The organism is Faunimonas sp. B44 (assembly GCF_052655945.1).
Window position 1 is genome coordinate 44,754 of record NZ_JBQYEX010000006.1, and the last position, 23,794, is coordinate 68,547.

20 protein-coding genes are annotated in these 23,794 nt (G+C 71.0%); 12 read left to right on the forward strand and 8 right to left on the reverse strand.

The annotated features are described in order from the left end of the window. The first annotated feature begins 3 nt into the window (after positions 1 to 3). From ACUN0C_RS12700 to ACUN0C_RS12715, 4 genes are read left to right on the forward strand one after another with little or no spacing between them, the layout of a single operon-like run. Entirely contained in the window at positions 4 to 1,131 is a 1,128-nt protein-coding gene (locus tag ACUN0C_RS12700) for a glycosyltransferase family 4 protein (protein WP_445466746.1), read from the forward strand. Next, positions 1,128 to 2,243, forward strand: coding sequence for a CgeB family protein (locus tag ACUN0C_RS12705; protein ID WP_445466747.1), 1,116 nt, complete (start codon positions 1,128 to 1,130; stop codon positions 2,241 to 2,243). Before ACUN0C_RS12700 ends, ACUN0C_RS12705 begins: the two co-directional genes overlap by 4 nt. Next, positions 2,243 to 3,328, forward strand: a complete 1,086-nt coding sequence (locus ACUN0C_RS12710; protein WP_445466748.1) for a CgeB family protein — start codon at positions 2,243 to 2,245, stop codon at positions 3,326 to 3,328. Before ACUN0C_RS12705 ends, ACUN0C_RS12710 begins: the two co-directional genes overlap by 1 nt. Continuing rightward, the gene (locus tag ACUN0C_RS12715; protein ID WP_445466749.1) at positions 3,328 to 4,428 is read left to right on the forward strand and encodes a CgeB family protein; all 1,101 of its coding nucleotides are present in this window, start codon (positions 3,328 to 3,330) and stop codon (positions 4,426 to 4,428) included. Before ACUN0C_RS12710 ends, ACUN0C_RS12715 begins: the two co-directional genes overlap by 1 nt. 42 nt (positions 4,429 to 4,470) lie before the next feature. Here the strand turns inward: ACUN0C_RS12715 and ACUN0C_RS12720 are convergent, their stop codons facing one another. The 7 genes from ACUN0C_RS12720 to cysG all read right to left on the reverse strand — a co-directional run bounded on the left by ACUN0C_RS12720 (position 4,471) and on the right by cysG (position 9,838). Then, the gene (locus ACUN0C_RS12720; protein ID WP_445466750.1) at positions 4,471 to 4,692 is read right to left on the reverse strand and encodes a dodecin; all 222 of its coding nucleotides are present in this window, start codon (positions 4,690 to 4,692) and stop codon (positions 4,471 to 4,473) included. 85 nt (positions 4,693 to 4,777) lie between these two features. Beyond that, complete coding sequence (locus ACUN0C_RS12725) at positions 4,778 to 5,146, reverse strand: 2Fe-2S iron-sulfur cluster-binding protein (protein ID WP_445466751.1); 369 nt, start codon at positions 5,144 to 5,146, stop codon at positions 4,778 to 4,780. Next, entirely contained in the window at positions 5,143 to 5,688 is a 546-nt protein-coding gene (locus tag ACUN0C_RS12730) for a DUF934 domain-containing protein (RefSeq protein ID WP_445466752.1), read from the reverse strand. Before ACUN0C_RS12730 ends, ACUN0C_RS12725 begins: the two co-directional genes overlap by 4 nt. Continuing rightward, positions 5,688 to 6,440 (reverse strand): phosphoadenylyl-sulfate reductase, encoded by a 753-nt coding sequence (locus ACUN0C_RS12735; protein WP_445466753.1) that lies wholly within the window; start codon positions 6,438 to 6,440, stop codon positions 5,688 to 5,690. The genes ACUN0C_RS12730 and ACUN0C_RS12735 overlap by 1 nt, the downstream gene beginning before the upstream one ends. Beyond that, entirely contained in the window at positions 6,427 to 8,085 is a 1,659-nt protein-coding gene (locus ACUN0C_RS12740) for a nitrite/sulfite reductase (protein WP_445466754.1), read from the reverse strand. Before ACUN0C_RS12740 ends, ACUN0C_RS12735 begins: the two co-directional genes overlap by 14 nt. A gap of 14 nt (positions 8,086 to 8,099) precedes the next feature. Then, entirely contained in the window at positions 8,100 to 8,408 is a 309-nt protein-coding gene (locus ACUN0C_RS12745) for a DUF2849 domain-containing protein (RefSeq protein ID WP_445466755.1), read from the reverse strand. 11 nt (positions 8,409 to 8,419) lie between these two features. Continuing rightward, complete coding sequence (gene cysG / locus ACUN0C_RS12750; RefSeq protein ID WP_445466756.1) at positions 8,420 to 9,838, reverse strand: siroheme synthase CysG; 1,419 nt, start codon at positions 9,836 to 9,838, stop codon at positions 8,420 to 8,422. 207 nt (positions 9,839 to 10,045) lie between these two features. Here cysG and ACUN0C_RS12755 point away from each other — a divergent pair, with 207 nt between their 5' ends. Further along, positions 10,046 to 10,801 (forward strand): SDR family NAD(P)-dependent oxidoreductase, encoded by a 756-nt coding sequence (locus tag ACUN0C_RS12755; RefSeq protein WP_445466757.1) that lies wholly within the window; start codon positions 10,046 to 10,048, stop codon positions 10,799 to 10,801. On the opposite strand, the gene ACUN0C_RS12760 is transcribed toward ACUN0C_RS12755, so the two are convergent. Beyond that, positions 10,774 to 11,493 carry a GntR family transcriptional regulator gene (locus ACUN0C_RS12760; protein ID WP_445466758.1) on the reverse strand — a complete coding sequence of 240 codons (720 nt, stop codon included), beginning with the start codon at positions 11,491 to 11,493 and terminating at the stop codon, positions 10,774 to 10,776. The two genes, ACUN0C_RS12755 and ACUN0C_RS12760, sit on opposite strands and share 28 nt — an antisense overlap. A gap of 118 nt (positions 11,494 to 11,611) precedes the next feature. Here ACUN0C_RS12760 and ACUN0C_RS12765 point away from each other — a divergent pair, with 118 nt between their 5' ends. The 7 genes from ACUN0C_RS12765 to ACUN0C_RS12795 all read left to right on the forward strand — a co-directional run bounded on the left by ACUN0C_RS12765 (position 11,612) and on the right by ACUN0C_RS12795 (position 23,779). Next, entirely contained in the window at positions 11,612 to 12,601 is a 990-nt protein-coding gene (locus ACUN0C_RS12765) for a TRAP transporter substrate-binding protein (protein ID WP_445466759.1), read from the forward strand. Between the two features lie 76 nt (positions 12,602 to 12,677). Beyond that, positions 12,678 to 13,163: a TRAP transporter small permease subunit gene (locus ACUN0C_RS12770; RefSeq protein WP_445466760.1), complete on the forward strand. Its 486-nt coding sequence runs from the start codon at positions 12,678 to 12,680 to the stop codon at positions 13,161 to 13,163. Next, positions 13,160 to 14,479 carry a TRAP transporter large permease gene (locus tag ACUN0C_RS12775; RefSeq protein ID WP_445466761.1) on the forward strand — a complete coding sequence of 440 codons (1,320 nt, stop codon included), beginning with the start codon at positions 13,160 to 13,162 and terminating at the stop codon, positions 14,477 to 14,479. The genes ACUN0C_RS12770 and ACUN0C_RS12775 overlap by 4 nt, the downstream gene beginning before the upstream one ends. Next, a complete protein-coding gene (locus ACUN0C_RS12780; protein ID WP_445466762.1) occupies positions 14,476 to 15,831 on the forward strand; it encodes a malonyl-CoA decarboxylase in 1,356 nt (451 codons plus the stop codon). Before ACUN0C_RS12775 ends, ACUN0C_RS12780 begins: the two co-directional genes overlap by 4 nt. Further along, on the forward strand, positions 15,828 to 17,348 hold the full coding sequence (locus ACUN0C_RS12785; protein ID WP_445466763.1) for a malonate--CoA ligase: 1,521 nt from the start codon (positions 15,828 to 15,830) through the stop codon (positions 17,346 to 17,348). The genes ACUN0C_RS12780 and ACUN0C_RS12785 overlap by 4 nt, the downstream gene beginning before the upstream one ends. 253 nt (positions 17,349 to 17,601) lie before the next feature. Continuing rightward, the gene (locus ACUN0C_RS12790) at positions 17,602 to 19,485 is read left to right on the forward strand and encodes an autotransporter assembly complex protein TamA (protein ID WP_445466764.1); all 1,884 of its coding nucleotides are present in this window, start codon (positions 17,602 to 17,604) and stop codon (positions 19,483 to 19,485) included. Between the two features lies 1 nt (position 19,486). Continuing rightward, a complete protein-coding gene (locus ACUN0C_RS12795) occupies positions 19,487 to 23,779 on the forward strand; it encodes a translocation/assembly module TamB domain-containing protein (RefSeq protein WP_445466765.1) in 4,293 nt (1,430 codons plus the stop codon). The last annotated feature ends 15 nt before the right edge of the window (positions 23,780 to 23,794 follow it).

Consider the following 23,794-nt stretch of genomic DNA (forward strand, 5'->3'; position numbering starts at 1 on the left):
CCCGTGAGGGCGCGCCCGAAGCGCGTGCTCATGACCGCCGATTGCGTCGGCGGCGTCTGGGCCTATGCGCTTGAGCTGACGCGCCAGCTCGCCGTCCGGAACGTCGAGGTGACGCTCGTGGTGATGGGCGGCAAGCCGTCTCTCGACCAGGCCCACGAGGCGTCGCTCATCCCGAACCTTTCGCTGATCGGGACGGATCTCCGCCTCGAATGGATGGACGATTGCGAGGAGGACCTGAAGCTCGCCGGCGAACTCCTCCTGGACATCGAGTCGGAGCAGCATCCTGACCTCGTCCACGTCAACGGCTTCGCGCAGGCCGCCCTGCCGTTCTCCGCCCCGGTCGTTTGCGTCGCGCATTCCTGCGTCTCGTCCTGGTGGCAGGCCTGCCGCGGCGACGACCTCCCGCCGGTCTGGCGGGCATACGAACGCCGGGTTTCGGACGGCATCGCGGCGGCCGACGTCCTCGTGGCGCCGACCGCCCGCTTCCTCGCCGACGTCGAGGCGCGGCATGGCGCGCCGCGGCGCAGCCGCGTCATCTGGAACGGGCGCGACCCGGCCCTCTACCGGGCCGCGGAGAAGCGCTCGATCGCGCTCGCCGCCGGCCGCCTCTGGGACGAGGCGAAGAACATCGCGCTCCTGCGCGATGCCGCCCGCGACCTTCCCTATCCCGTGGCAGTCGCCGGCGCGGCGGCCGGCCCGGAGGGCGGCGCCATCGAATGCGCACCGCTGATCGATCTCGGGCGGCTCGCGCCCGGCGACCTCGCCGCACGCATGTCGGAGGCGGCGATCTTCGTCTCGCCCGCGCGCTACGAGCCGTTCGGCCTCGCCGTCCTCGAAGCCGCCTTGTCCGGCTGCGCGCTCGTCCTGTCCGGAATTTCCACCTTCCGCGAGCTTTGGGACGGCGCCGCGCGTTTCGTCCCGCCGGACGATCCGGTGCGCCTCCGCCGTGAACTCGAGGCGCTCTTCGAGGATCCCACTACGGCGGCCGCGCTGGGGCGCGCAGCCCGCCTGCGCGCCGAGCGCTATACGGCCGATCGCATGGGGCGGGCCTATTTTGCTGTCTATCGCGAGCTCCTGGATGCGCGGACCGGCCCGGCGGTGCAGGCCGTGCCCGTGCAGGCGATCGCATGAAGGTCGTCTTCTTCGTCAACGCGCTCGCCTCGTGCTGGAACAACGGCAACGCCCATTTCCTGCGCGGGGTCGTGACGGCGCTGCAGGGGCTGGGGCATCGGGTGACGGTCCTTGAGCCGGCCGACGGTTGGAGCCGGGCGAACCTCCTGGCCGATCACGGCCCCGAAGCGCTCCGCGGCTTCGAGGCGGCGTTCCCGCGGCTTCGCCCGGTGCTCTACGACCCGGCGGAGGCGGACCTGGGCGCGCTCGTCGATGGCGCGGACCTCGTGATCGTCCACGAGTGGAACGATCCCGGCCTGGTGAACGGGCTCGGCCGCCTGCGTGCCCGCGGGGCGGGCTTCGTGCTGCTCTTCCACGACACGCATCATCGCGCCGTAACCAAGCCGGATGAGATGAGCCGGTTCGATCTCTCCGGCTATGACGGCGTGCTCGCCTTCGGCGAGGCGATCGGCGAGATCTACAGGCAGCGCGGCTGGGCCGACCGCGTCTGGACCTGGCACGAGGCCGCCGATACGCGGCTCTTCCGGCCGATGCCGGCCGGCTCCCGCGACGGCGACGTCGTCTGGGTCGGCAATTGGGGCGACGAGGAGCGCAGCGACGAGATCCGAACCTACCTGCTCGATCCGGTCGAGGCGCTCGGGCTTGAGACGAACGTCTACGGCGTGCGCTACCCGAAAACGGCAAGAGCGGAGCTCGCGGCGCGCGGTATCGCCTATCGCGGCTGGCTCGCCAACCATGCCGTGCCGGAGGTGTTCGCCCGCCACCGGCTGACCGTCCACGTGCCGCGCCGGCCTTATGCCGAGGCGCTTCCCGGAATTCCCACCATCCGCGTCTTCGAGGCGCTCGCCTGCGGCATCCCGCTCGTCAGCGCGCCTTGGCGGGACAGCGAGGGGCTTTTCCCGGAGGGCGCCTTCCTGATGGCGCGGAACGGCGCGGAGATGACGGCGCACATGCGCGCGGTGCTGGAGGATCGCGACTTGGCGGCGAGCCTCCGCCGGACCGGCCTCGCCGCCGTCCTGGCGCGCCATACCTGCGACCACCGCGCCCGCGACCTCCTCGCGATACACGGCCTCCTCACATCCCAGACAACGTCAATGCGGGAATCCGCCTGATGCGCTTCGCCTTCTTCGGTTCCAGCCTCGTCTCCGCCTACTGGAACGGCGCCGCCACCTATTATCGCGGGCTCCTGAAGGCGCTCGCAGCGCGCGGGCACGCGATCGCGTTCTTCGAGCCCGACGCCTTCGAGCGCCAGGCCCACCGCGACATGGACGATCCCGACTGGGCGAAGGTGACGGTGTTCCAGCCCGACGAGGCGGGACTGGCCGGTGCGCTCGCGGGCGCGGCCGGTGCCGACGTGATCGTGAAGTTCTCCGGCGTCGGCGTGCTGGACCGCGAGTTGGAGGAGGCCGTCCTCCAGATGCGCCGGCCCGACCGGATCGCCATCCTCTGGGACGTCGACGCCCCGGCGACCCTCGATTCGATCGCCGCCGACCCCTCCGATCCGCTGCGCCGCCAGGTGCCGGGCTATGACGCCGTCTTCACCTATGGCGGCGGGGACGCCGTGGTGAACGCCTACCGCAAGCTCGGTGCGCGGCTCTGCATGCCGGTCTACAACGCCCTCGACCCCGAGACGCACCATCCCGTGGAGAAGGTGGAGCGCTTCGCCGTCGACCTCGCCTTCCTCGGAAACCGCCTGCCCGATCGCGAGGCGCGCGTTGAGGAATTCTTCCTCGCCCCCGCCGCGGCGCTGCCGGACCGCCGGTTCCTGCTAGGCGGCAGCGGCTGGGCGGACAAGCCGATGAGCGCGAACATCGACTATGTCGGCCACGTCTACACGCGCGACCACAACGCGCTGAACGCGTCCGCGCTCGCGGTCCTCAACATCAACCGCGAGAGCATGGCGCGCTACGGCGCGTCGCCGCCGACCCGCATTTTCGAGGCGGCCGGCGCGGGCGCCTGCATCCTGTCCGACCGTTGGGACGGCATCGAGGCGTTCCTGGAGCCGGGTGCCGAGATCCTGCTCGCCTCCGACGGGGCGGAGGTGGCCGGCCATCTGCGCGCCCTCGACCCGGAGCGGGCGCGCTCGATCGGCGACGCCGCGCGCCGCCGCGTGCTCGCCAGCCACACCTACGCGCACCGGGCGGCGGAGGTCGAGGCGGCGCTCGAGGGCCGCGACTTCCTGCGCGAGGCGGTGTGATGGCCGACATCGTCGTCCTCGGGCTCTCGATCACCTCCTCCTGGGGCAACGGCCACGCGACCACCTATCGCGGGCTCGTCAAGAACCTCGCCCGGCGCGGGCACCGCGTGACGTTCTTCGAGCGCGACGTGCCCTGGTACGCCGGCAACCGCGACCTGCCCGACCCGCTCTACTGCCGGACCGTCCTCTATCGCGATTTCGATGACCTGCAGCAGGCCGGCCATGCCGCGGTGCGAGAGGCGGACGCCGTGATCGTGGGCTCATACGTCCCGGACGGCGTGCAGGTCGGCGACTGGGCGATCGCGACCGCCGAGGGGCCGGTTGCGTTCTACGACATCGACACGCCGGTGACGCTCGCCAAGCTCGCCCGGGGCGACGAGGAGTACCTGACGCCCGAACTCGTCCGCCGCTACGACCTCTATCTGTCCTTTACGGGCGGCCCCACGCTGGAGCGGCTGGAGGCGATGGGCAGCCCGCGGGCGGCGCCGCTCTATTGCGCGGTCGACCCGGACGTTCACGCGCCGGTGCCGGTGCCGCGCCGCTGGCGCCTCGGCTATCTCGGCACCTATTCCGTCGACCGCCAGCCGACGCTCGACGCTCTCCTCGTGGAGCCTGCGCGCCTGATGCCGCGCGACGCCTTCGTGATCGCGGGGCCGCAATATCCGGATGGGCTCGGCTGGCCGGCAAACGTCGAGCACGTGCCGCATCTGCCGCCGACCGAGCACGCCCGCTTCTATTGCGGCCAGGACTTCACGCTGAACGTGACCCGTGCCGACATGCGCGCGGCCGGCTATTCGCCGAGCGTGCGCCTGTTCGAGGCCGCCGCCTGCGGGGTGCCGATCGTCAGCGATTGGTGGGAAGGCCTCGACGCCTTCTTCGCGATCGGCAGTGAGATCCTGGTCGCCGAGGGAACGGCGGACATGGCCGGCATCCTCGCCAGGACGTCCGAGACGGACCGGATGCGGATCGCGCGCGCCGCGCGCAGCCGCGTCATGGCCGCGCACACCGCGCTTCACCGCGCGCGCGAGCTCGAAGACCTGCTTCGGCTGGCGGGCGGCAACGCCCGCGCCGGGTCGAGCCGGAGAGCCCTGGCGTCCTGAGCCGCCCGAAGGCGCGGCCGCGGAAAAACCCGGCCCGCCGCGTCAAACTTGGTCGGATTCCTCCAGCGTGAAGCCGACCTTCAGGTGCACCTGGTAATGGCTGACGCGCCCGTCCTCGATGTGGCCGCGCGTCTCCACGACCTCGAACCAGCGGAGGTGCCGGAGGGTGGCCGAAGCGCGGCCAACCGCCGACTGGATGGCATCCTCGATGCTCGTCTCCGACGAGCCGACCAGTTCCACCACCTTGTAGATGTGTTCCGTCACGCCGCCCTCCATGTCTTCAGCCGGATCAGGATAACGCGAAAGGGGCCGGGTGGTTCAGGAATCGGTCGCCCGCGCCGCCGGACGGCTAGCGCTCGGTGCCGGGGGCGAGGCGGAGCCGCAGCCCGTCGATCTCGGCCGTGACGAGCAGCTGGCAGGCGAGCCGGGATTCCTCCCGCACGTCGAAGGCCTCGTCGAGCCGGTCGATCTCCTCCTCGCTCGGCGGCGGCAGCCGGTCGGCCCATTGCGGATCGACGTGGACGTGACAGGTGGCGCAGGCGCAGGCCCCGCCGCATTCCGCCTTGATGTCGAGGCCCCACTCCCGGATCACCTCCATGACGCGCCAGCCCTCGACCGCCGGAAGCCTGTGCTCGATGCCGTCGCGCCCCGTCACGAGGAGGACGGGGGCGTCCTCGTACGCATCGTCGGCGATTGCCGCGGTCCGGACTCTGCTCATCGCGTCGTCTCCGGATGCCGGGCGGCGGGGAGCCTCGCCCAGGGGCGCGTGCCGGCCGGCACCTCCGCGTCGCCGGCGGGCTGGTAGTAGCGGCGGACCTCGGCGGAATGGCCGGCGGCGAGCGCACGGCGGGTCGGCCCGTGTGCGACCGCGTAGCTGTCGATCCCGCAGCGCCGCATGAGCGGGATCTGGTCGAGCAGGATCTCGCCGACGGCGCGCAGTTCGCCCGCATAGCCGTACCGCTCGCGCAGCAGCCGGGCGGCCGAATAGTTGCGGCCGTCGGAAAACTTCGGGAAGGCGAGCGCGATGAGCGCGAGGCCGCCGAGATGGGGGGCGAGCGGCCGGACGTCCTCGCCGGGCGCGACGACGACGCCCACCGCCGCCTCGGGCTGCAGGCACGGCCCGGGCTCGGCCAGGAATCGGGCGAGCGGAACGAGGATCGCGCGGCCGTCGCCGGGAAGCGCCTCCTCGGGCCCCACGGCGAGCCACTCGTCATCGTGAAACGCCCCGCTCCTCCAGACCGGCCCCGCCGTTTCGCTCATCAGATTCCGCTCCCGTCGTTCTGCCAGGCGGCGAGCCCGAGATGGATGCCGCACTCCGTCTTGCCGGTGCCGCGCCAGCGCCCGTTGCGGTCGCCTTCGCCGGACGCGACCCTCTCGGTGCAAGGCATGCAGCCGATCGACCGGTAGCCGTCAGCCACGAGCGGGTGCTCCGGCAGATCGTGCAGGCGGCGGTAGGTCGCGACGTCGTCGGCCGACCACGCCGCGAGCGGATTGAGCTTCAGCCTGCGGCCGTCCGCTTCGACGAGGGGGAGCGCCTGCCGGAGCCCGCCCTGATGGCGCTTCCGGCCCGAAACCCAGCCCTCGAACGGGGCGAGCGCGCGGGCGAGCGGCGCGACCTTCCGGATCCCGCAGCAGCTGTCGGGATCGCGCAGCCAGAGGTCCGACGAGCGGTCCGCCTCGGCCAGCGCGATCGGGCTCGGCCGCGCCACGCGCACGTCGCTGAGGCCGAGACGTGCGACGAGCGCGTCCCGGTATTCCTTCGTGGACGCGAACAGCTTGCCGGTGTCGATGAAGATCACCGGGACGGCATGGTCGATGGAAGCCACGAGGTGCAGGAGAACCGCGGAATCCGCGCCGAAGCTCGAGACGAGGGCGGCGTTGCCGGGAAGCCGGACCTGCAGGAAGTCGGCGAGAACGTCGCGGGTGCGCCAGGGCAGGTAGCGCTCCGCGAGCGCGTCCGCCGCGGCTTCCGTCGGGTCGACGAAGCGGGCGACCGCATCACGCGCTGCCATAGAGCGCCTCCTTGAACGGCGCCGGCCCGAGGCGGCGGTAGGCGTCGAGGAAAGGCTCCGCAGCATCCGCCCGGTGCGCGACATAGGTGTCGACGATCGTCTCGACAGCGTCGACGATCTCCTCGGTCGAAAAGCCCCGGCCCACGATCTCGCCGATCGAGGCGTCCTCCGCGCCGGAGCCGCCGAGCGTGATCTGGTAGAACTCCTCTCCCTTCCGGTCGACGCCGAGGATGCCGATGTGGCCGGCATGGTGATGGCCGCAGGCGTTGATGCAGCCGGAGATCTTGATCTTCAGCGGCCCGACCGCCTCCTGCCGCCTCTCGTCCGCCAGCCGTTCGGCGATGCGCTGTGCTATCGGGATCGACCGCGCGTTGGCGAGCGCGCAATAGTCGAGGCCGGGGCAGGCGATGATGTCGCTGACGAGGCCCGCATTGGCGCTCGCGAGCCCGGCCGCCGCGAGCCCATCGTAGAGCGGCTTGAGGTCGTCGAGCGCGACATGCGGGAGCACGAGGTTCTGCTCGTGGCTGACCCGGATCTCGCCGCAGGAATATCGGTCGGCGAGATCGGCGACCGCGTCCATCTGCTCGGACGTGGCGTCACCCGGCACGGCCCCGATCGCCTTCAGCGCGATGGTCGCGATGGCGTAGCCCGGCACCTTGTGCGCCGCGACGTTGTTCCTGACCCAGCGGTCGAACCCGGCATTTGCGGCGCGGGCCTGCTCCGTCGCCGCCGACCGGGGGGCACGGGACGCATAGCTGGGGGGCGCGAAATAGGCGGCGATGCGGCGGACCTCCTCGTCGGGCAGCCGGAGCACGCCGCCGCGGATGGCGGCGAACTCGTGCTCGATCTCTTCGCGGATCGTCTCCGCGCCGGCTTCGTGAACGAGGATCTTGAGCCGCGCCTTGAACTTGTTGTCGCGCCGGCCGTGCAGGTTGTAGACGCGCAGGATCGCCTCCGTATAGGCGAGGAGGTCCGCCTCCGGCAGGAAGTCGCGCACCTCGTGCGCGATCATCGGCGTGCGCCCCATGCCGCCGCCGACCCACACCGCGAAGCCCAGCGCGCCGGACGCATCCCGCTTCAACTCGTATCCGATGTCGTGGAACTGGATGGCGGCGCGGTCGGCCGGCGCGCCCGTCACCGCGACCTTGAACTTGCGGGGCAGGAACAGGAATTCCGGGTGGATCGACGACCATTGCCGGAGGATCTCGGCATAGGGCCGCGGATCGGCGATCTCGTCGGCCGCCACGCCGGCGAAGTGGTCGGCGGTGACGTTGCGGATGCAGTTGCCGGAGGTCTGGATGCAGTGCATCTCCACTTCGGCGAGGGCTGCGAGGATGTCCGGCACGTCCTCGAGCCGCGGCCAATGGTACTGCAGGTTCTGGCGCGTGGTGAAATGGCCGTAGCCCTTGTCCCAGCGCCGGCCGATCTCGGCGAGCCGCCGCATCTGCCGCGTCGACAGCGTGCCGTAGGGAACCGCGATCCGCAGCATGTAGGAATGGAGCTGCAGGTAGACACCGTTCTGCAGCCGGAGCGGCTTGAACTGCTCCTCCGAAATGTCGCCGGCGAGGCGCCGGCCGACCTGGTCGCGGAACTGGGCGACCCGCTCGTGCACGAAGGCATGGTCGAATTCATCGTAGCGGTACACGGGGGTGAAGCTCCTCAGGCGGCCTGGTTGCGCGGCGCACTTATCGAATTCCCGGCCGTCGGCCCGGTGACGCGGATGCGCTCCCGCAGGCGGGCCGGCACGATGCGGGGTCCGTCCCGCCGGACGTCGACGGCGTAGACGTCGACGACGTGGTTCGCCGCCGCGTCGCGCTCGGCGCGGGCAAGCGCGGCCTCGACGGCTGCCGTGCTCTCCAGGACCAGCACAGCGTGGATGGCCCGGGACCAGCCGGACGGCGCGAGGAAGACGACGCGGCCGTCGGCCAGCCGGTTGGCGGTGACGATCTGGAGGATGGGCTTGGGCATGGCGGCTTCCCTCAGGCGGCGAGGACGGAGGGTGCGGACAGCGGTTCCGCGCCGGCGAGGCCGGCAGCCGCCACCGCGTCCCCGACGAAGATGAGGGTCGGCCCGGTGAGGTCGTCCCGCTCGGCGAGGCGGGGAAGCTCGGCGAGCGTGCCGGCGAGGAGGCGCTGCGCGGGCAGGCTGGCGTTCTCCACCACGGCGACGGGGGTCGCACGGGACAGGCCGGCTTCCAGGAGGCGCGCGGCGACGTCGCCGGCGACGCTCCGGCCCATGTAGATCGCGAGCGTCGCGCCCGATCGCGCGCTTTCCGCCCAGTCGGGCGGCGTTGCGCCGCCGGAATCGTGACCGATGGCAAGGACCAGCGCCGAGGCGGTGCCGCGCAGCGTCAGCGGGATCGCCGCTTCCGCCGCCGCCGCGAGAGCGGACGTCACGCCGGGGATGATCGCGAACGGCACCCCGGCCTCGCGCAGCGCCGCGATCTCCTCCCCCGCGCGGCCGAAGACGAGGGGGTCGCCGCCCTTCAGGCGCACGACACGGCGGCCGGCCTTCGCCTCCCGGACCAGAACCGCCTCGATCTCCGCGTGGGACGCGCTGTGCGCGCCCTTGCGCTTGCCGACGGGAATGCGGCGCGCGTCGCGCCGGCCCATGGCGATGACGGCGTCCGGCACGAGCGCGTCGTGCACGATCACGTCGGCCTCGCCGAGGATGCGCTGGGCGCGCAGCGTGAGGAGGTCGGCTGCGCCCGGGCCGGCGCCGACGAGCCAGACGAAGCCCTCGGGCTCGGAATCCGGCTGGTTGAGAAGCTTCGATGCGAACCGCCGCGCCTCGTCCGCCCGCCCGGCCAGCGTCGCTTCTGAGACGATTCCGTCGAAGAATTCTGCCCAGAACCGGCGCCGCACCTGTCCCTTCGGCAGCACACGCTCCGCCGCCGGCCTGAAGCTCTCGGCGAGTGCGGCGAGGGCGCCAAGGCGAAGCGGCAGCATGGCCTCGATGCGGGCGCGGATCTTCTGGGCGAGCACGGGGCCGGCGCCGGTGGAGGTGATCGCAACGGCGACGGGCGCGCGGTTGACGAGCGCCGGCGTGAAAAAGTCGCAGAGATCCGGCTGGTCGACGGCGTTCACCGGGACCCGGCTCGCCCGCGCCGCCGCCACGACGGCGCGGTCGCACGCCGCATCGCCGCTCGCGGCAAAGGCGAGGACGGCGCCCTCCAGGTCGGCGGCGTCGAAACCGCGGGCGCGGTGCTCGATCTGGTCCGCCCCGAGCAGGACCGCCAGGTCGGCTTCGGGCGCAGGCGCGACGACCCTGATCCGAGCGGTGGTCTCGGAGAGCAGGCGGACCTTGGCTGCCGTCTCGGCACCATCGCCGACGACGAGGACGACGCCCTCCGTCACCTTGTGGAAGGCCGGAAACACGGTGAGCCGGTCTGCTTGCATGAAGAGTGCCGAGCCTCGCTTGAGCATTCCGTTCTATTTTGCCCGCCTGTCCTCCCGTGTCGCAGAACGGTTGACCATTTAGGCGGCGCTAAGTAGAATTGTGTTCCTTCCGCCGGCCGCCGGCGGGAACTGCAGCGCGGCGCCGCTCGGCACCGGCGCTTGCCCTGTGCCGAACACTCCATGCTAGCTTGAGCCGTGGAGGGCACGATGCAGACCGCGAGATATCCGAGCCTCGCCGGCCGAACCGTGCTGGTCACGGGCGGCGCCACCGGGATCGGCGCCTCCATCGTCCGGCACTTTGCCGACCAGCAGGCGAAGATCGGGTTCCTCGACATCGATGCCGGCGCGGCCGAGGTGCTGCATGCGGCGCTGCCGAAGGCGACGCTCTGCTTCGAACCCTGCGACGTGCGGGACATCGCGGCGCTCCGCAAGGCGATCGACGCCGTCCGCACCCGCCTCGGGCCCATCACCGTGCTCGTCAACAATGCCGCCCGGGACGACCGCCACGCGATCGATGCGGTCACGCCCGAATATTGGGACGAGCGCTTCGCCACCAACCTGAAGCACCAGTTCTTCGCCTCGCAGGCGGTTCATGGCGACATGGAAAAGGCGGGCGGCGGCGCCATCGTGAACATGGGCTCCGCCTCGTGGATGATCGGCCGCGGCGGCATGCCGTGCTACACCACCGCGAAGTCGGCGGTCGTAGGCCTGACGCGTTCGCTCGCCCGCGACTTCGGCCCCCTGAACATCCGCGTGAACTCGGTGGTCCCCGGCTGGATCATGACCAGACGGCAGATCGAGAAATGGCTGACGCCCGAAGGCGAGGCGGAGATCTACGCGCGTCAGTGCCTGCAGCGGAAGCTGCAGCCCGACGACGTGGCCCGCCTCGTCCTCTTCCTGGCCGCCGACGATTCCGCCGGCATCACCAGCCAGAGCTATGTCGTGGACGGCGGCTGGGTCTGAGCGGGCTCCGTCCGCCAGGAGCTCCGGCGGCTTTCCTCCGTCGCCGCCGCGACCGCCGCCAGGAAATCGCTGAACCGCTCGCCCTGGATGAGGACATGCGCGCGGAGCCGCTCCGAAGCGGTCGCCGCATCGCCGGCCAGAATCGCCTCCACCACGCCTTCATGCTCGTCGAAGGAGGAGCGCAGCCGACCCGTGACGCGAAGCTGCAGGCGCCGGTAAGGCTTCAGCCGCGTATGGAGCGCACGCGCCTGGTCGGCGAGGAAGGCGTTGCCGCTCGCCGCGTAGATCGCCCGGTGAAAGCGCTCGTTCTCGTAATAATACGCGTCGGCGTCGCCGGATTTCAGCGCGCTTTCGCAGGCGCGATGGGCCTCCAGCAACAGCCCGCGCTGCTGGTCGTTGATGCGCCGCGCCGCAAGCCGGGCGCACAGGCTCTCGAACTCCGCCATCACCTCGAGCATCTCGAGGAGCGCGGCCGGGCCGATCTCCGCGACGAAGGCGCCGCGGTTGGGCTGGATGGTCACGAATCCGGCTGCCCCGAGCCGGCGCAGCGCCTCGCGGATCGGCGTCCGCGAGACCGAGAACCGTCGGGCGAGCGTGATCTCGTCGAGATGGGTCCCGGGCGGGTACCGTCCCGTCACGATGTCCTGTTCGATGGCGTCGCTGAGATCGATCGTGCGGCGGTTGCGGGCCATGGCTCCTCCCGCCGGAAGCATACAGGGCCTCGGCGATTGTATGCAAACTTGACCGCTCCGCGCTGTCCGTGCAAGCTCCGCCGCTGAAGCTGCAAACAAGATCACGGGAGGATCAATGATGAGACGCGGAATTCTGTACGGCCTGATCGCCGCGACCGCATTCGTCGGGGTGGCCGAGGCGCAGACCACGCTCAGGGCGTCGCACCAGTGGCCGACGGGCAAGGGCGACGTGCGCGACGAGATGGTGCAGATCATCGCCCGCGAGGTCGAGAAGGCGAATGTCGGCCTCGCGATCCAGGTCTTCGGCAATGCCTCGCTCTTCAAGCCGAACGACCAATGGGGCGCGCTGACCCGGGGCCAGCTCGACATGTCGGCCTTCCCGCTCGACTACGCCTCCGGCCGCATTCCGCAATTCTCGGCGACCCTGATGCCGGGCCTCGTGCGCAATCACGAGCGTGCGCAGCGCATGAACGATTCCGATTTCATGCAGGACATCAAGAAGCTGATCGAGGACGAGGGCGTCATCGTCGTCTCCGATGCCTGGCTCGCGGGCGCCTTCGCCTCCAAGAAGGGCTGCATCACGTCGCCGGACACGATCAAGGGCCAGGTCACGCGCGCGGCGGGTCCGGCCTTCGAGCAGATGCTGGCAGCGGCCGGCGCGTCGATTTCCTCGATGCCGTCGTCGGAAATCTACACCGGCATGCAGACCGGCGTGCTCGACGCCACCAACACCTCGTCCGGCTCGTTCGTCTCCTACCGCCTCTACGAGCAGGTGAAGTGCCTGACCGCGCCCGGCGAGAACGCGATCTGGTTCATGTACGAGCCGATCCTGATGGCCAAGTCGAGCTTCGACAAGCTGACGCCCGAGCAGCAGAAGGCGCTCATGGACGCCGGGCAGGTGGCGGAGGACTTCTTCGTCGAGGAGGCCCAGAAGATCGACCAGGAGATGATCGACGTGTTCAAGCAGAACAACGTCGAGGTGGTCGAGATGTCGAAGGAGGACTACGACGCCTGGCTGAAGGTGGCTCAGGAAAGCTCCTACAAGCACTTCTCGGAGAACGTCCCCGGCGGCAAGGAGCTGATCGAGAAGGCGCTCGCCGTCGAGTGAGCGAAGGGGGGCCGCCCGGCTGCGGGCGGTCCCACATCGTCGTCTGGCCGGTGCCGCCGGCGGGGGCTTCGGCTTCATGCACACCTATGTTCGCGTCGTAAGCGCATTGTCCCGCGCGGCCGGCCTCGTTTCGGTCGGGCTGCTCGTCGCGGCTCTCCTGGTCGTCTGCCAGATGGTCGCGATGCGCTACTTCCTCCGCGCCTCGACGGTCTGGCAGACGGAGTTCGTGGTCTATTCGATCGTCGCGGCCACCTTCCTCGGCTCGTCCTATGTGCTCCTGCAGAAGGGGCACGTGAACGTCGATCTCCTGCCGAACGCGCTCGGCACCCGCGGTCGGGTCGCGCTGGAGGCGCTCTCGGGCTTCCTCAGCCTGGTGTTCTGTGCGCTCCTGGCGTGGTCGGGCTGGGTGCACTTCGAGGAGGCCTGGTCGCGCAACTGGACCACCGCGACGGTCTGGGCGCTGCCGCTCTGGATCCCGCTTCTGCCGCTCCCGCTCGGCATCGGGCTCCTGTCGCTGCAATACGTCGCCGAACTGATCAAGCTGCGGGACGAGCTCAGATGAACGATCCTCTCGTCGCCGGCCTGGTCATCGTCGGTGCCCTTCTGGCGGGGATCGCGATCGGCATGCCGATCGCCTTCGCGCTCGGCCTCGTCTCGATCGGCGCGCTCCTGTTCGGCTTCGGCCCCGGCATGCTCGGCATACTGGGCGAGACCTTCTTCGCCGGGCTGGCGAGCTTCAGCCTGGTGTCGATCCCGATGTTCATCGTCATGGGCGCCGCCGTCGCCTCCAGCCCGGCCGGGCGCGACCTCTACGAAGCGCTCGACCGCTGGCTGAACCGCGTGCCGGGCGGTCTCGTCCTCTCCAATCTCGGCGCCTGCTCCATCTTCGCCGCGCTTTCCGGCTCCTCGCCCGCCACATGCGCCGCCATCGGCAAGATGGGCATCCCGGAGATGGTGAACCGGGGCTACCCGAAGGAGATCGCCGCCGGCTCCATCGCGGCCGGCGGCACGCTCGGCATCCTCATCCCGCCGTCGGTGACGATGATCATCTACGGCATCGCGACGGAGACCTCGATCGGCCGGCTCTTCATGGCCGGCATCCTGCCGGGCTTCATGCTGACGGCCATCTTCATGGCCTGGACGATCATCGACTGCCGGCGCCGCGGCTTCCGGTTCGGCGACATGCGGCGCCGTTTCTCGCTCAGGGAGAAAATGGCGGCCCTGCCGCGGGTGCTCCCCTTCCTGGCGATCATCGTCGCCGTGCTCTGGGTGCTCTACGGCGGCGTCGCCACGCCGTCGGAGGCGGCCGGCGTCGGCGCGGTGCTCTGCATCATCCTCGTCGTCGTCATCTACCGCATGTGGAACCCGCGTCCGCTCGGCAAGGTCTTCGGCGACTCGCTCAGGGAGAGCGTGATGATCATGATGATCATCGCGGCCTCCGAGCTCTTCGCGTTCACCCTCTCCTCGTTCTTCATCACGCAGTCGGTCGCCGGCTGGATCGCGGCGCTCGACATCAACCGGTGGGTGCTGCTGGGGATCATCAACGTCTTCCTGCTGGTGGCCGGCTGCTTCCTGCCCCCGGTCGCCATCATTCTGATGACCGCGCCAATCCTCCTGCCGATCATCCTGCAGGCCGGGTTCGACCCGTACTGGTTCGCCGTGATCCTGACGATCAACATGGAGATCGGCCTCATCACGCCGCCGATCGGCCTGAACCTCTACGTCATCAACGGGATCGCGCCCGACATCTCGCTCGGGCAGATCCTCAGGGGTTCGCTGCCCTATGTCTTCTGCATGATCCTCGGCATCGTGATCCTCTGCATCTTCCCGGAGATCGCGACCTGGCTGCCGAACGCGATGATGGGGGCGGCGCGATGAACCAGGCCGGATTCCTGCAGGACCTCTTCGCCTCAATCGCCGAGCGCGGCCGCCGGCTGCTCGATTTCGGCGGGGAAGGCGACGGCAGCGCCGATCTGGCGGAGCTGGCGGAGGCGCTCTACTCGAGCCTCGGCGAGGCCTCGGGCGTCGCCATCGCCGACCGCATGCTGCGCGCCTACGAGGCGCGCGACCCGGAGGGCAGGGTGGCCTTCTTCAGGCTGCTCTGCGACCGCTTCGGCATCGACGCCGACGAGGCGGTCGCGGCGGCGGAGGCATACCGGGAGGCGCCCTCTCCGGAAGCGCTGGAGCGCCTGCACCTCGCCGCCGAGCCGCGCCGGCAGGAACTCATCCGCCGCCTGAACCTCGCCCCTGGCGGCACCGCCAAGCTTGTCCGTATGCGCGAGGATGTCCTTGCGGCGCTGCGCAGCCACCCGGATCTGCGCGGGCTCGACATGGACTTCCGGCACCTCTTCCAGTCGTGGTTCAACCGCGGCTTCCTGGAGGCCCGCCGCATCGACTGGCAGACGCCGGCGGCGATCCTCGACAAGATCATCCGCTACGAGGCGGTCCACGAGATCTCCGACTGGGAGGACCTGCGCCGGCGGATCGATCCGCCCGACCGGCGCCTCTACGCCTTCTTCCATCCGCGGCTCGCGGACGAGCCGCTGATCTTCGTCGAGGTGGCGCTGACGGTCGACATGCCCGCGACGATCGCCTCCATCCTGTCGCCCGAGCGCGAGCCGACGAGCCCCGCCGACGCCCGCACCGCCGTGTTCTATTCGATCTCGAATTGCCAGGCCGGGCTGCGCGGCGTCTCGTTCGGCAACTTCCTCATCAAGCAGGTCGTCGAGGACCTGCGGCGCGAGCTGCCGAACCTCCGCACCTTCGTCACGCTGTCGCCGGTGCCGGGCTTCGCTTCCTGGCTCGCCGGAGAGCGGCAGCGCGAGAACGGGCTGGTGGACGCGGAGGCGGGCGATCTCCTCGCAGCGCTCGATGCCGAGACCTGGTGGCAGGACGAGGCGCTCCTGCGGCGGCTGGAGCCCGTCCTGACCGAGCTCGCCGCCTATTACCTCGCCCGTGCGCGGAACGGCGCCGGCAAGCCGCTCGACCCGGTGGCGCGGTTCCATCTCGGCAACGGGGCCCGGCTCGAACGCATCAACTTCATGGGCGACCGCGGCCGCGACGGCCTGCGCCGCGCCCACGGCTTCCTGGTCAATTACCTCTACAAGCTCGAGGACATCGAGCGGAACCACGAATCCTACGCCAACAGCGGCACGGTGGCCGCGTCCCCTCCCGTCACGCGCCTCGCGCGCAGCAGGAACCCGATGGAAGCCCAGACAGTCACGGCATGAGCGACAATCTCTTCACCCGCCTCACCCGGAACATCCCGGATCCCGAAAAGACCTTCATCGTCACGGCCGACGGCGCGCAGATCAGCTATGGCGACATGCTCGCCGCCACGGCGCGCGCGGCGAACGCCCTCCGGGCGATGGGGGTCGGCAAGGGCGACCGCGTCGCCGTCCAGACGGAGAAATCGGTCGAGGCGCTCTTCGCCTATTTCGGCGCCGTACGCGCCGGCGCGGTCTACCTGCCGCTCAACACGGCCTATACGCCCGCGGAGATCGATTACTTCCTGCGCGACGCCGAGCCTGCCGTGTTCGTCTGCGATCCGGGCAGGCTGGCGGCGCTCGCCCCGATCGCCGAAGGCGCCGGCGTCGCCCGGGTCGTGACCCTCGGGCCGGACGGCAAGGGCACGCTCACCGACGCGGTCGAGGCGGCGCCGGCGGCGTTCGCCGATGTCGAGGCCGCGTGCGACGAGCTTGCGGCGATCCTCTACACCTCCGGTACGACCGGGCGCTCCAAGGGGGCGATGCTCACGCACGAGAACCTCTACTCGAACGCGGAGGCGCTGGTGGAGACGTGGCGCTTCAGCGCCGGCGACGTGCTCCTGCACGCCCTTCCGATCTTCCACACGCACGGCCTCTTCGTCGCCAGCAACACGCTGCTGCTGGCCGGCGGCTCGATGATCTACCTGCCGCGCTTCGATCTCGAGAAGGTCGTCGCGCTGCTGCCGCGGGCCACCGCGATGATGGGCGTGCCGACCTTCTACTCGCGCCTCCTCTCGCGCCCCGATTTCGACCGCGACCTCGTCCGCCACATGCGGCTCTTCATCTCCGGCTCCGCGCCGCTCTCGGCCGAGGTGCACAAGGAGTTCTTCGAGCGAACGGGCCATGCGATCCTCGAGCGCTACGGCATGACCGAGACGGGGATGAACACCTCCAACCCCTATGACGGCGAGCGCCGGCCCGGCACCGTCGGGTTTCCGCTGCCGGGCGTCGAGCTCCGCATCGCCGACCCGGACACCGGAGCGGTGCTGCCGCAGGGCTCGGTCGGCGTGATCGAGGTGCGCGGGCCGAACGTCTTCAAGGGCTACTGGCGCAACCCCGAGAAGACGAAGGAGGAGTTCCGCGACGACGGCTTCTTCGTCACCGGGGACCTCGCACTCGTCGATCCCGACGGCTACGTCACGATCGTCGGCCGGGCGAAGGACCTCATCATTTCCGGCGGCTTCAACGTCTATCCGGCCGAGGTCGAGGCCGCGCTCGACGCCGTCCCCGGCATCGCGGAATCGGCGGTGATCGGCGTGCCGCACCGCGATTTCGGCGAGGGCGTCACCGGCGTTGTCGCGGCACGGCCCGGCGCTGCGCTCGACGAGAAGGCGATCCAGACGCAGCTCGGCGCCGTCCTCGCCAAGTTCAAGGTGCCGAAGCGCGTGCTGATCGTGGATGCGCTGCCGCGGAACGCGATGGGCAAGATCCAGAAGAACACGCTGCGGGACTCGTATCGCGACCTCTATGCGGGCGAGTGACTTCGACAGCCGGCGCAGCACGTGCAGAAAGGGCACAGCCTCCGCTCGGGTCGTCCACCGTACGGGGCCACCGGTTGGTCGGGCGCTAGGAAGCCGTTAAGCTTCCCGATCCGATACTCGGCGCCGGCTGCCCTGGCGGCCGGCCGTCCAATCGGCGTCGAAGACAGGCGGTGAAGTGAAGCGTACCCCATCTCGCCGACCGGCCGGCAGCCGTTCCCCTTTCCGCAGTCCGTGCAAGAACGGCGCGGCGGTCATGCGTGCGGGCCTCGTTGCGATGGCGGCGCTCGGCCTGGGGCTGGCGCTCGCACCCGGCTCGGCGTCCGCCCAGGGCTTCTTCAGCCGGCTCTTCGGGCGGGAGGCGCCGGAGCCCGTCCCCGATGCGCAGCCCTACACGCTCGACTTCCAGGTCACCGACGAGGCGCTCAGGAATTCGCTCCAGGCGGCCTCGAACCTCTACGCCGAGCGCGACCGGGCGCCGCCGGGCACGCCGGGTCTCCTGGCGAGGGCGCGCGGCGACTATGCCCGGATCCTCGCCGCGCTCTACCGCGAGGCCCGCTATGGCGGCGTGATCCGCATCACGATCGGCGGCAGGGCGCCGGAGGCGATCGCGCTCGACGAGCCGCTGCCGGATCCCGTCGACGTCACGGTGAGCGTCGATCCCGGTCCGCTCTTCACCTTCGGGCAGGTCCGCATCCAGGGCGCGCCGGAGACGTTCGACCCGGACGAGGAAGAGGCGAATCTCGACCTCGCCGATCTCGAGCTCGTTCCCGGCGCCCCGGCGCGCTCGGGCCGGATCATCGCGGCAGAGCAGCGCATCGTCACCGTCTGGCGGCAGCGCGGCCACCCCAAGGCGGCGATCGAGAGCCGAGAGGTTGTCGCCGACCATGCGACCAACATCGTCGACGTGACCATCGTCGCCCGGCCCGGTCCGGAGGCTCCGATCGGCACGGTCGCGGTCACCGGCACCGAGCGCATGAACCCGGAATTCGTGGTCCGGCAGACCGGTCTCACGCCCGGCGAGGAATACGACCCCGACACGCTGCAGGACGCCCGCGACCGGCTCCTTCGCCTGCAGGTCTTCTCCAGCGTCTCGATCCGCGAGGGCGAGTTCCTCGACGCCATGGGCAGGCTGCCCGTGACGTTCGCGCTGGCGGAGCGCAAGCGCCGCGTGATCGGCGGCGGCGCGTCCTACTCGACCGTCGACGGCGCCGCGGTGGAAGCCTACTGGATGCACCGGAACCTGTTCGGCCGCGCCGAGCGGCTGCGCCTCGACGCGCAGGTCGGCCGGATCGGCAGCCGCGACTACGACGAGCTCACCTACCGCGTCGGCGCCACCTTCGTGAAGCCGGGAGTCTTCACGCCGGATACCGACGTCACGCTCGCCGCGCTCGCGCAGCAGGACAATGTCGATCCATACGAACGCCGCAGCGTGAGCGGCCGGGTCGCCCTGTCGCACCGCTTCAGCGACCCGCTGTCCGCAGAGACGGGCCTCCTCGTCGAGCGGTCGCGGATCAAGGACGCCTTCGGCATCAACAACTACCTTCTCGTCAGCCTGCCGTCCCACCTCACCTGGGACAGCCGCGACGACAAGCTGAACCCGACCGAGGGCGTCCATGCGCGCTTCGCCGTCGAGCCGTTCCACGACCTCCGGAACGACGCCACCGCCGTCGTGCTGAACGCGACCGCGGCCTCCTACCTCTCGCTCGACGAGGACGACCGCTTCATCCTTGCCGGCCGGGTCGGGCTCGGCGCGATTCCCGGCGCGGACATCCGCGAGGTGCCGGCCGACCGCCGGTTCTTCCTCGGCGGCGGCGGCTCCATCCGCGGCTACGCCTACCGCAATGTCGGGCCGAAGCTCGGCAACGAGGTGACCGGCGGGCTCTCCTACTGGGAGGCGTCGCTCGAGCTGCGGGCGCGCATCACCGAGACGATCGGCATCGTGCCCTTCGTCGATGCCGGCGCCGCCTACCAGGACCCGTTTCCGGATTTCGGCGAGCAGACCGTGATCGGGGCGGGCCTCGGCCTGCGCTACCACACCTCGATCGGGCCGATCCGCCTCGACGTCGCGCGCGGATTGAATCGCGGCAAGGACGATCCGGCCTTCGCGATCTATCTCGGCCTCGGGCAGGCGTTCTGACATGACCGGCAGACTTCTCCGCGCCACCCTCGCTCTTGCCGCAGCCGGCGGGATCGCCGCCACCGTCGCGCTCGCGCAAGGGACCGAGGAGGAGGAGACGACCCGGCTCGAGCGCTTCCTCGAGAGCTCGCTCTCGACGCCCGAGCGGCAGGTGCGCATCCGCGGCATCGACGGCGTGCTGTCCTCGACCGTCCGCATCGCGGAGGTGACGTTCTCCGATCCGCAGGGCTCCTGGATCGAGATCGAGAACGTCACCGTCACCTGGAACCGGCTCGCGCTCTTCCGGCGCATCGTCGACATCGACCGGCTCGAGGCGGAGACGGTCAGGGTGCTGCGCCGGCCCGCCCCGGGCGAAGCCGAAGCGGCCGCGGGCGGCGAGTTCTCGCTGCCCGTTTCCGTGCGCGTCGACGCGCTGTCGCTGCCGGACATCGTCGTCTCCGAGCCCGTGATCGGCACGTCGGCCGTGCTCTCGGCGCAGGGCTCGGCCAACATCGAATCGAACGTGATCGCGGCCTCGCTCGCCGTCACCCGCAACGATTCCCCGGGCGGCATGCTGACCGCGGACCTGCGGCTCGACCCGAACGCGAACGAGCTCACCGCGGAGCTCGATCTCGCCGAGCCGCAGGGCGGCATCGTCGCCACCCTTCTCAACCTGCCGGGCAGGCCGGCGATCGGGCTCTCGCTCGACGGGGAGGGGCCGCTCAGCGACTGGAGCGGCCGGCTGTCGCTCGAATCGGACGGCAGCCCCATCCTCGGCGGCGACATCCGGGTGGCGGCCGCCGATGGCGGGCACCGCCTCGTCGCGGACGTGACCGGCCGGCTCGGCACCTTCGCCCCGGCCGAGTACGCGTCGTTGCTGCAGGGCGAGAGCCGGCTCGGCCTCGACGCTCTGCTCCGCGAAGGCGGCGGTCTCGACGTCGCGCGCGCCGACCTGACGACGCCGGGCCTCAGCGCCTCTGCGCAGGGCCGCCTCACCGCCGATTACGTGCCGGAGGCGGGCGAGGTGCGCCTCGACATCGGCGCACAGGGTGCGACCACGATCCCGTTCCTGCCCGGCGAGCCGACCGTCGGCCGCCTGCAGCTCGCCGCCTCCCTCGAACCGGGCGGGACGGCGCCCTGGACGCTCTCCCTCGACGGCGCCGACGTCCGCACCGCGTACGGCTCCGTCGCCTCGCTCCAGGCGAGCGGCACCGGCCAGGTGACAGACATCGCCAACCCGGCCGGCCGCTCCGCCACCTTCAGGCTGAACGCCTCGCTCGGCGGCGTGGCGCCGGCCGATCCGGCTGTGGCGGAGGCGCTCGGCGACGACCTTACCCTCACCGCGCAAGGGTCATGGCGGTCGGGGCAGCCCGTCGACATCGCCGCCTTCGATCTCGTCCTCGACGGCGCCACCGCAGGCTTCGCGGGAACGGCGACGGCCGCCGCGCTCGACGGGCGCTACACGCTCTCGGCGACGGACCTTTCGCGCTTCTCCGGCCTCGCCGGCCGCGACCTCGCCGGGTCCGCACGGATCGCGGGCACCGGGACCGTGCGGCCGGCCGGCGGCCTCTTCGGGCTGAACCTCGAAGGCGAGGCGAGCAACCTGGACCTCGGCATTGCCGCGCTCGACCCCTTGGTCGCGGGCACCGTCACCCTGACCGGCGGAATCGCCCGCGGCGAGGACGGCAAGCTCACCTTCCAGACCTTCACGGTCGCGAGCGGCGCGGGAACGGCGACGCTGACCGGCACCGTCGCGGATCCCGCGCTCGACCTGACGGTCGACGCCCGGGTCGCCGATCTCGCCACCCTCAGCGACCGCGCTTCCGGCGCCGCCGCATTGTCGGCCCGCGTCACCGGCACGACGGAGGCGCCCTCGGTCGACGCGACGCTGACCGGCGAGTCCGTCGTGCTCATGGGACGGCGGCTGGCGGATCCGCGCGCCACCTTCCGCGGCGTCGTCGCCGGCCCGCAGACGAACGGCGCAGCGACGCTTTCCGGCAATCTCGACGGCGTCGCCATCGACGGTGCCGCGACGCTCGCCGCCGCGCAGAACGGTGCGCGCCGCATCGAGAACCTCCGGGTCACCGCCGGCAGCACCCGCATCGCGGGCGACCTCCTGCTCGCCGCCTCGGGCGAGGTGACCGGCAGCCTCTCGGTCGATTCACCCGATATCGCTCAGGTGGCGCCTCTCCTGCTCGTCGACGCCCGCGGGGCTGTGCGGCTCGCGGTCGACCTCTCCGCGGAAGGAGGCCGGCAGTCCGCCCGCTTCGAGGGCACGATGCGCAACGTCACGTACGAGACGGCTCGGATCGGATCGGCGGACATTTCCGGCAGCGCCGAGGACCTCTTCGGCGTGCCGCTCATCGACGCGCGCTTCTCGGCCCGTGACGTCGTCGCCGGCGGGACCGAGATCCGCACCCTCTCCGGCACCGCCCGGCGCGAGGGCAATGCCACCGCGATCGAGGCGGACGCCGCGCTCGCCGACGGCTCGGCAAGGCTTCGCGCCAGGCTCGAGCCGCAGGGCGAGGCGCTCGCGATCCGGCTCGACGCCTTCAGCTTCGAGGGCGCCGGGCTGCAGGCGATGCTCGCCGCGCCGACAACGGTGCTCGTACAGGACGGCGGCGCGCGGTTCGACCAGGCGACGCTCCGGGTGGGCGGCGGAAGCCTGCGCATCGACGGGCGCGCGGACGGCCGGCAGATGGCGCTCACCGTCGCGATCCAGTCGCTGCCGGCGGCGCTCGCGAACGGCTTCGTCAGCGACCTCGGGGCCGAGGGCGCGATCTCCGGCACGGTGACGGTCGCCGGGACGCCCGCCGCCCCGGTCGCCACCTTCGAGGCGAACTGGCAGTCCGCGGCGCTCGCGGCGACGCGGAACGCGGGCCTCGGCCCGCTCGCCGTGACGGCGGACGGCCGCTTCGCCGACGGCGCCCTCGCGCTCCGCAGCCGGATCGCCGGCGCGGGCGGGATCGAGCTCGCCGTCGCCGGCAGCGTCGACGTCGCCGCCGGAAACCGCCTCGACCTTTCCGTGACCGGTTCGGCGCCGCTCGCGCTCGCAAACCAGCAGCTCGCCGACCGCGGCGCGCAGCTTTCCGGCACGCTCGCCGTCGATGTCGCCGTGCGCGGCACCGCCGCGGCGCCAGAGATCACCGGCTCGATCCGCACCGCCGGCGCCGGCTTCGTGGACCCCGACACCGGCATCGTGCTTCGGAACCTGAGCCTCGACGCCGCGCTGACGGGCAACCAGATCACGATCCGGCAGCTCACCGCCCAGAGCGGGCCGGCCGGCACGCTGACGGCTTCCGGGTCCGTCGGCATCGCGGCGGGATCGGGTTTCCCGGTCGATATCAGCGCGACGATGCGCAACGTCCGCTATGTCGACGAAAACCTCGTCGTCGCGACCTTCGACGCCGACCTGACCGTCACGGGCACGGTCGCGGCGGGGCCGACGGTCGGCGGCACCGTGCGGGTGGCGCGCGCCGAGATCACCGTCCCGGAGAAGCTGCCGGCCGGGTCGGTCGCCATCGACGTCATCCATCTCTACGCGCCGCCGCCGGTGGAGGCGACGCTGGAGCGGGCGCAGCGCGTGCAGGGCACGTCGAGCGGCAGCCCCGGCGGCGGCATGAACCTCGATCTGACGATCGACGCGCCGGCGCGCATCTTCGTGCGCGGGCGCGGCCTCGACGCCGAGCTCGGCGGGCGGCTCCGGGTCGTCGGCCCGATGTCGGCGCTCAGGACCGACGGCGCCTTCACGCTTCGGCGCGGGCGGTTCGATATCTTCACGCAGCGCCTGACCTTCGACCGCGGCACGCTGACCTTCGCCGGGGACTTCGACCCGATGCTCGATTTCACCGCCACCACGCAGGCCGGCGAGGTCGCCGTCACCATCTCGGTGACCGGCGTCGCCTCGGATCCGGAGGTTCAGTTCTCCTCGGTTCCCGAGCTGCCGGAGGACGAGGTGCTCGCCTATGTCCTGTTCGGCCGCGGCGTCGACCAGCTCTCGCCGTTCCAGCTTGCGCGGCTTGCCGCGGCGGCCGCGCAGTTCGCGGGAAGCGGTGGTCCAGGCATCCTCGACCGGCTGCGCAGCGCGACGGGCCTCGACGATCTCGACGTCGTCACCGATGCCCAGGGCGGCGTGGCGCTGCGCGCCGGGCGCTATATCGGCGAGAACCTTTATTTCGGCGTGGAGCAGGGCACGACGTCCGAATCGAGCCGTGCGACGGTCGACCTCGAGATCACCGACGAGATCAAGGCGCGCGCGCAGGTGGGTGCGGAGGGCAACTCCAAGATCGGCATCTATTACGAGCGGGAATACTGAGCGCGGCCGGCGGGT

Excerpts from the sequence above, each read along its gene's own strand:
- ACUN0C_RS12730 (WP_445466752.1), bottom strand. The coding sequence starts at position 5,688 with ATGAGCGAAACGGCGGGGCCGGTCTGGAGGAGCGGGGCGTTTCACGAT.
- ACUN0C_RS12745 (WP_445466755.1), bottom strand. The coding sequence starts at position 8,408 with ATGCCCAAGCCCATCCTCCAGATCGTCACCGCCAACCGGCTGGCCGAC.
- cysG (WP_445466756.1), bottom strand. The coding sequence starts at position 9,838 with ATGCAAGCAGACCGGCTCACCGTGTTTCCGGCCTTCCACAAGGTGACG.
- ACUN0C_RS12795 (WP_445466765.1), top strand. The coding sequence starts at position 19,487 with ATGACCGGCAGACTTCTCCGCGCCACCCTCGCTCTTGCCGCAGCCGGC.
- ACUN0C_RS12735 (WP_445466753.1), bottom strand. The coding sequence starts at position 6,440 with ATGGCAGCGCGTGATGCGGTCGCCCGCTTCGTCGACCCGACGGAAGCC.
- ACUN0C_RS12705 (WP_445466747.1), top strand. The coding sequence starts at position 1,128 with ATGAAGGTCGTCTTCTTCGTCAACGCGCTCGCCTCGTGCTGGAACAAC.
- ACUN0C_RS12755 (WP_445466757.1), top strand. The coding sequence starts at position 10,046 with ATGCAGACCGCGAGATATCCGAGCCTCGCCGGCCGAACCGTGCTGGTC.
- ACUN0C_RS12790 (WP_445466764.1), top strand. The coding sequence starts at position 17,602 with ATGCGTGCGGGCCTCGTTGCGATGGCGGCGCTCGGCCTGGGGCTGGCG.
- ACUN0C_RS12775 (WP_445466761.1), top strand. The coding sequence starts at position 13,160 with ATGAACGATCCTCTCGTCGCCGGCCTGGTCATCGTCGGTGCCCTTCTG.
- ACUN0C_RS12710 (WP_445466748.1), top strand. The coding sequence starts at position 2,243 with ATGCGCTTCGCCTTCTTCGGTTCCAGCCTCGTCTCCGCCTACTGGAAC.
- ACUN0C_RS12765 (WP_445466759.1), top strand. The coding sequence starts at position 11,612 with ATGAGACGCGGAATTCTGTACGGCCTGATCGCCGCGACCGCATTCGTC.
- ACUN0C_RS12780 (WP_445466762.1), top strand. The coding sequence starts at position 14,476 with ATGAACCAGGCCGGATTCCTGCAGGACCTCTTCGCCTCAATCGCCGAG.
- ACUN0C_RS12785 (WP_445466763.1), top strand. The coding sequence starts at position 15,828 with ATGAGCGACAATCTCTTCACCCGCCTCACCCGGAACATCCCGGATCCC.
- ACUN0C_RS12725 (WP_445466751.1), bottom strand. The coding sequence starts at position 5,146 with ATGAGCAGAGTCCGGACCGCGGCAATCGCCGACGATGCGTACGAGGAC.
- ACUN0C_RS12715 (WP_445466749.1), top strand. The coding sequence starts at position 3,328 with ATGGCCGACATCGTCGTCCTCGGGCTCTCGATCACCTCCTCCTGGGGC.
- ACUN0C_RS12760 (WP_445466758.1), bottom strand. The coding sequence starts at position 11,493 with ATGGCCCGCAACCGCCGCACGATCGATCTCAGCGACGCCATCGAACAG.
- ACUN0C_RS12770 (WP_445466760.1), top strand. The coding sequence starts at position 12,678 with ATGCACACCTATGTTCGCGTCGTAAGCGCATTGTCCCGCGCGGCCGGC.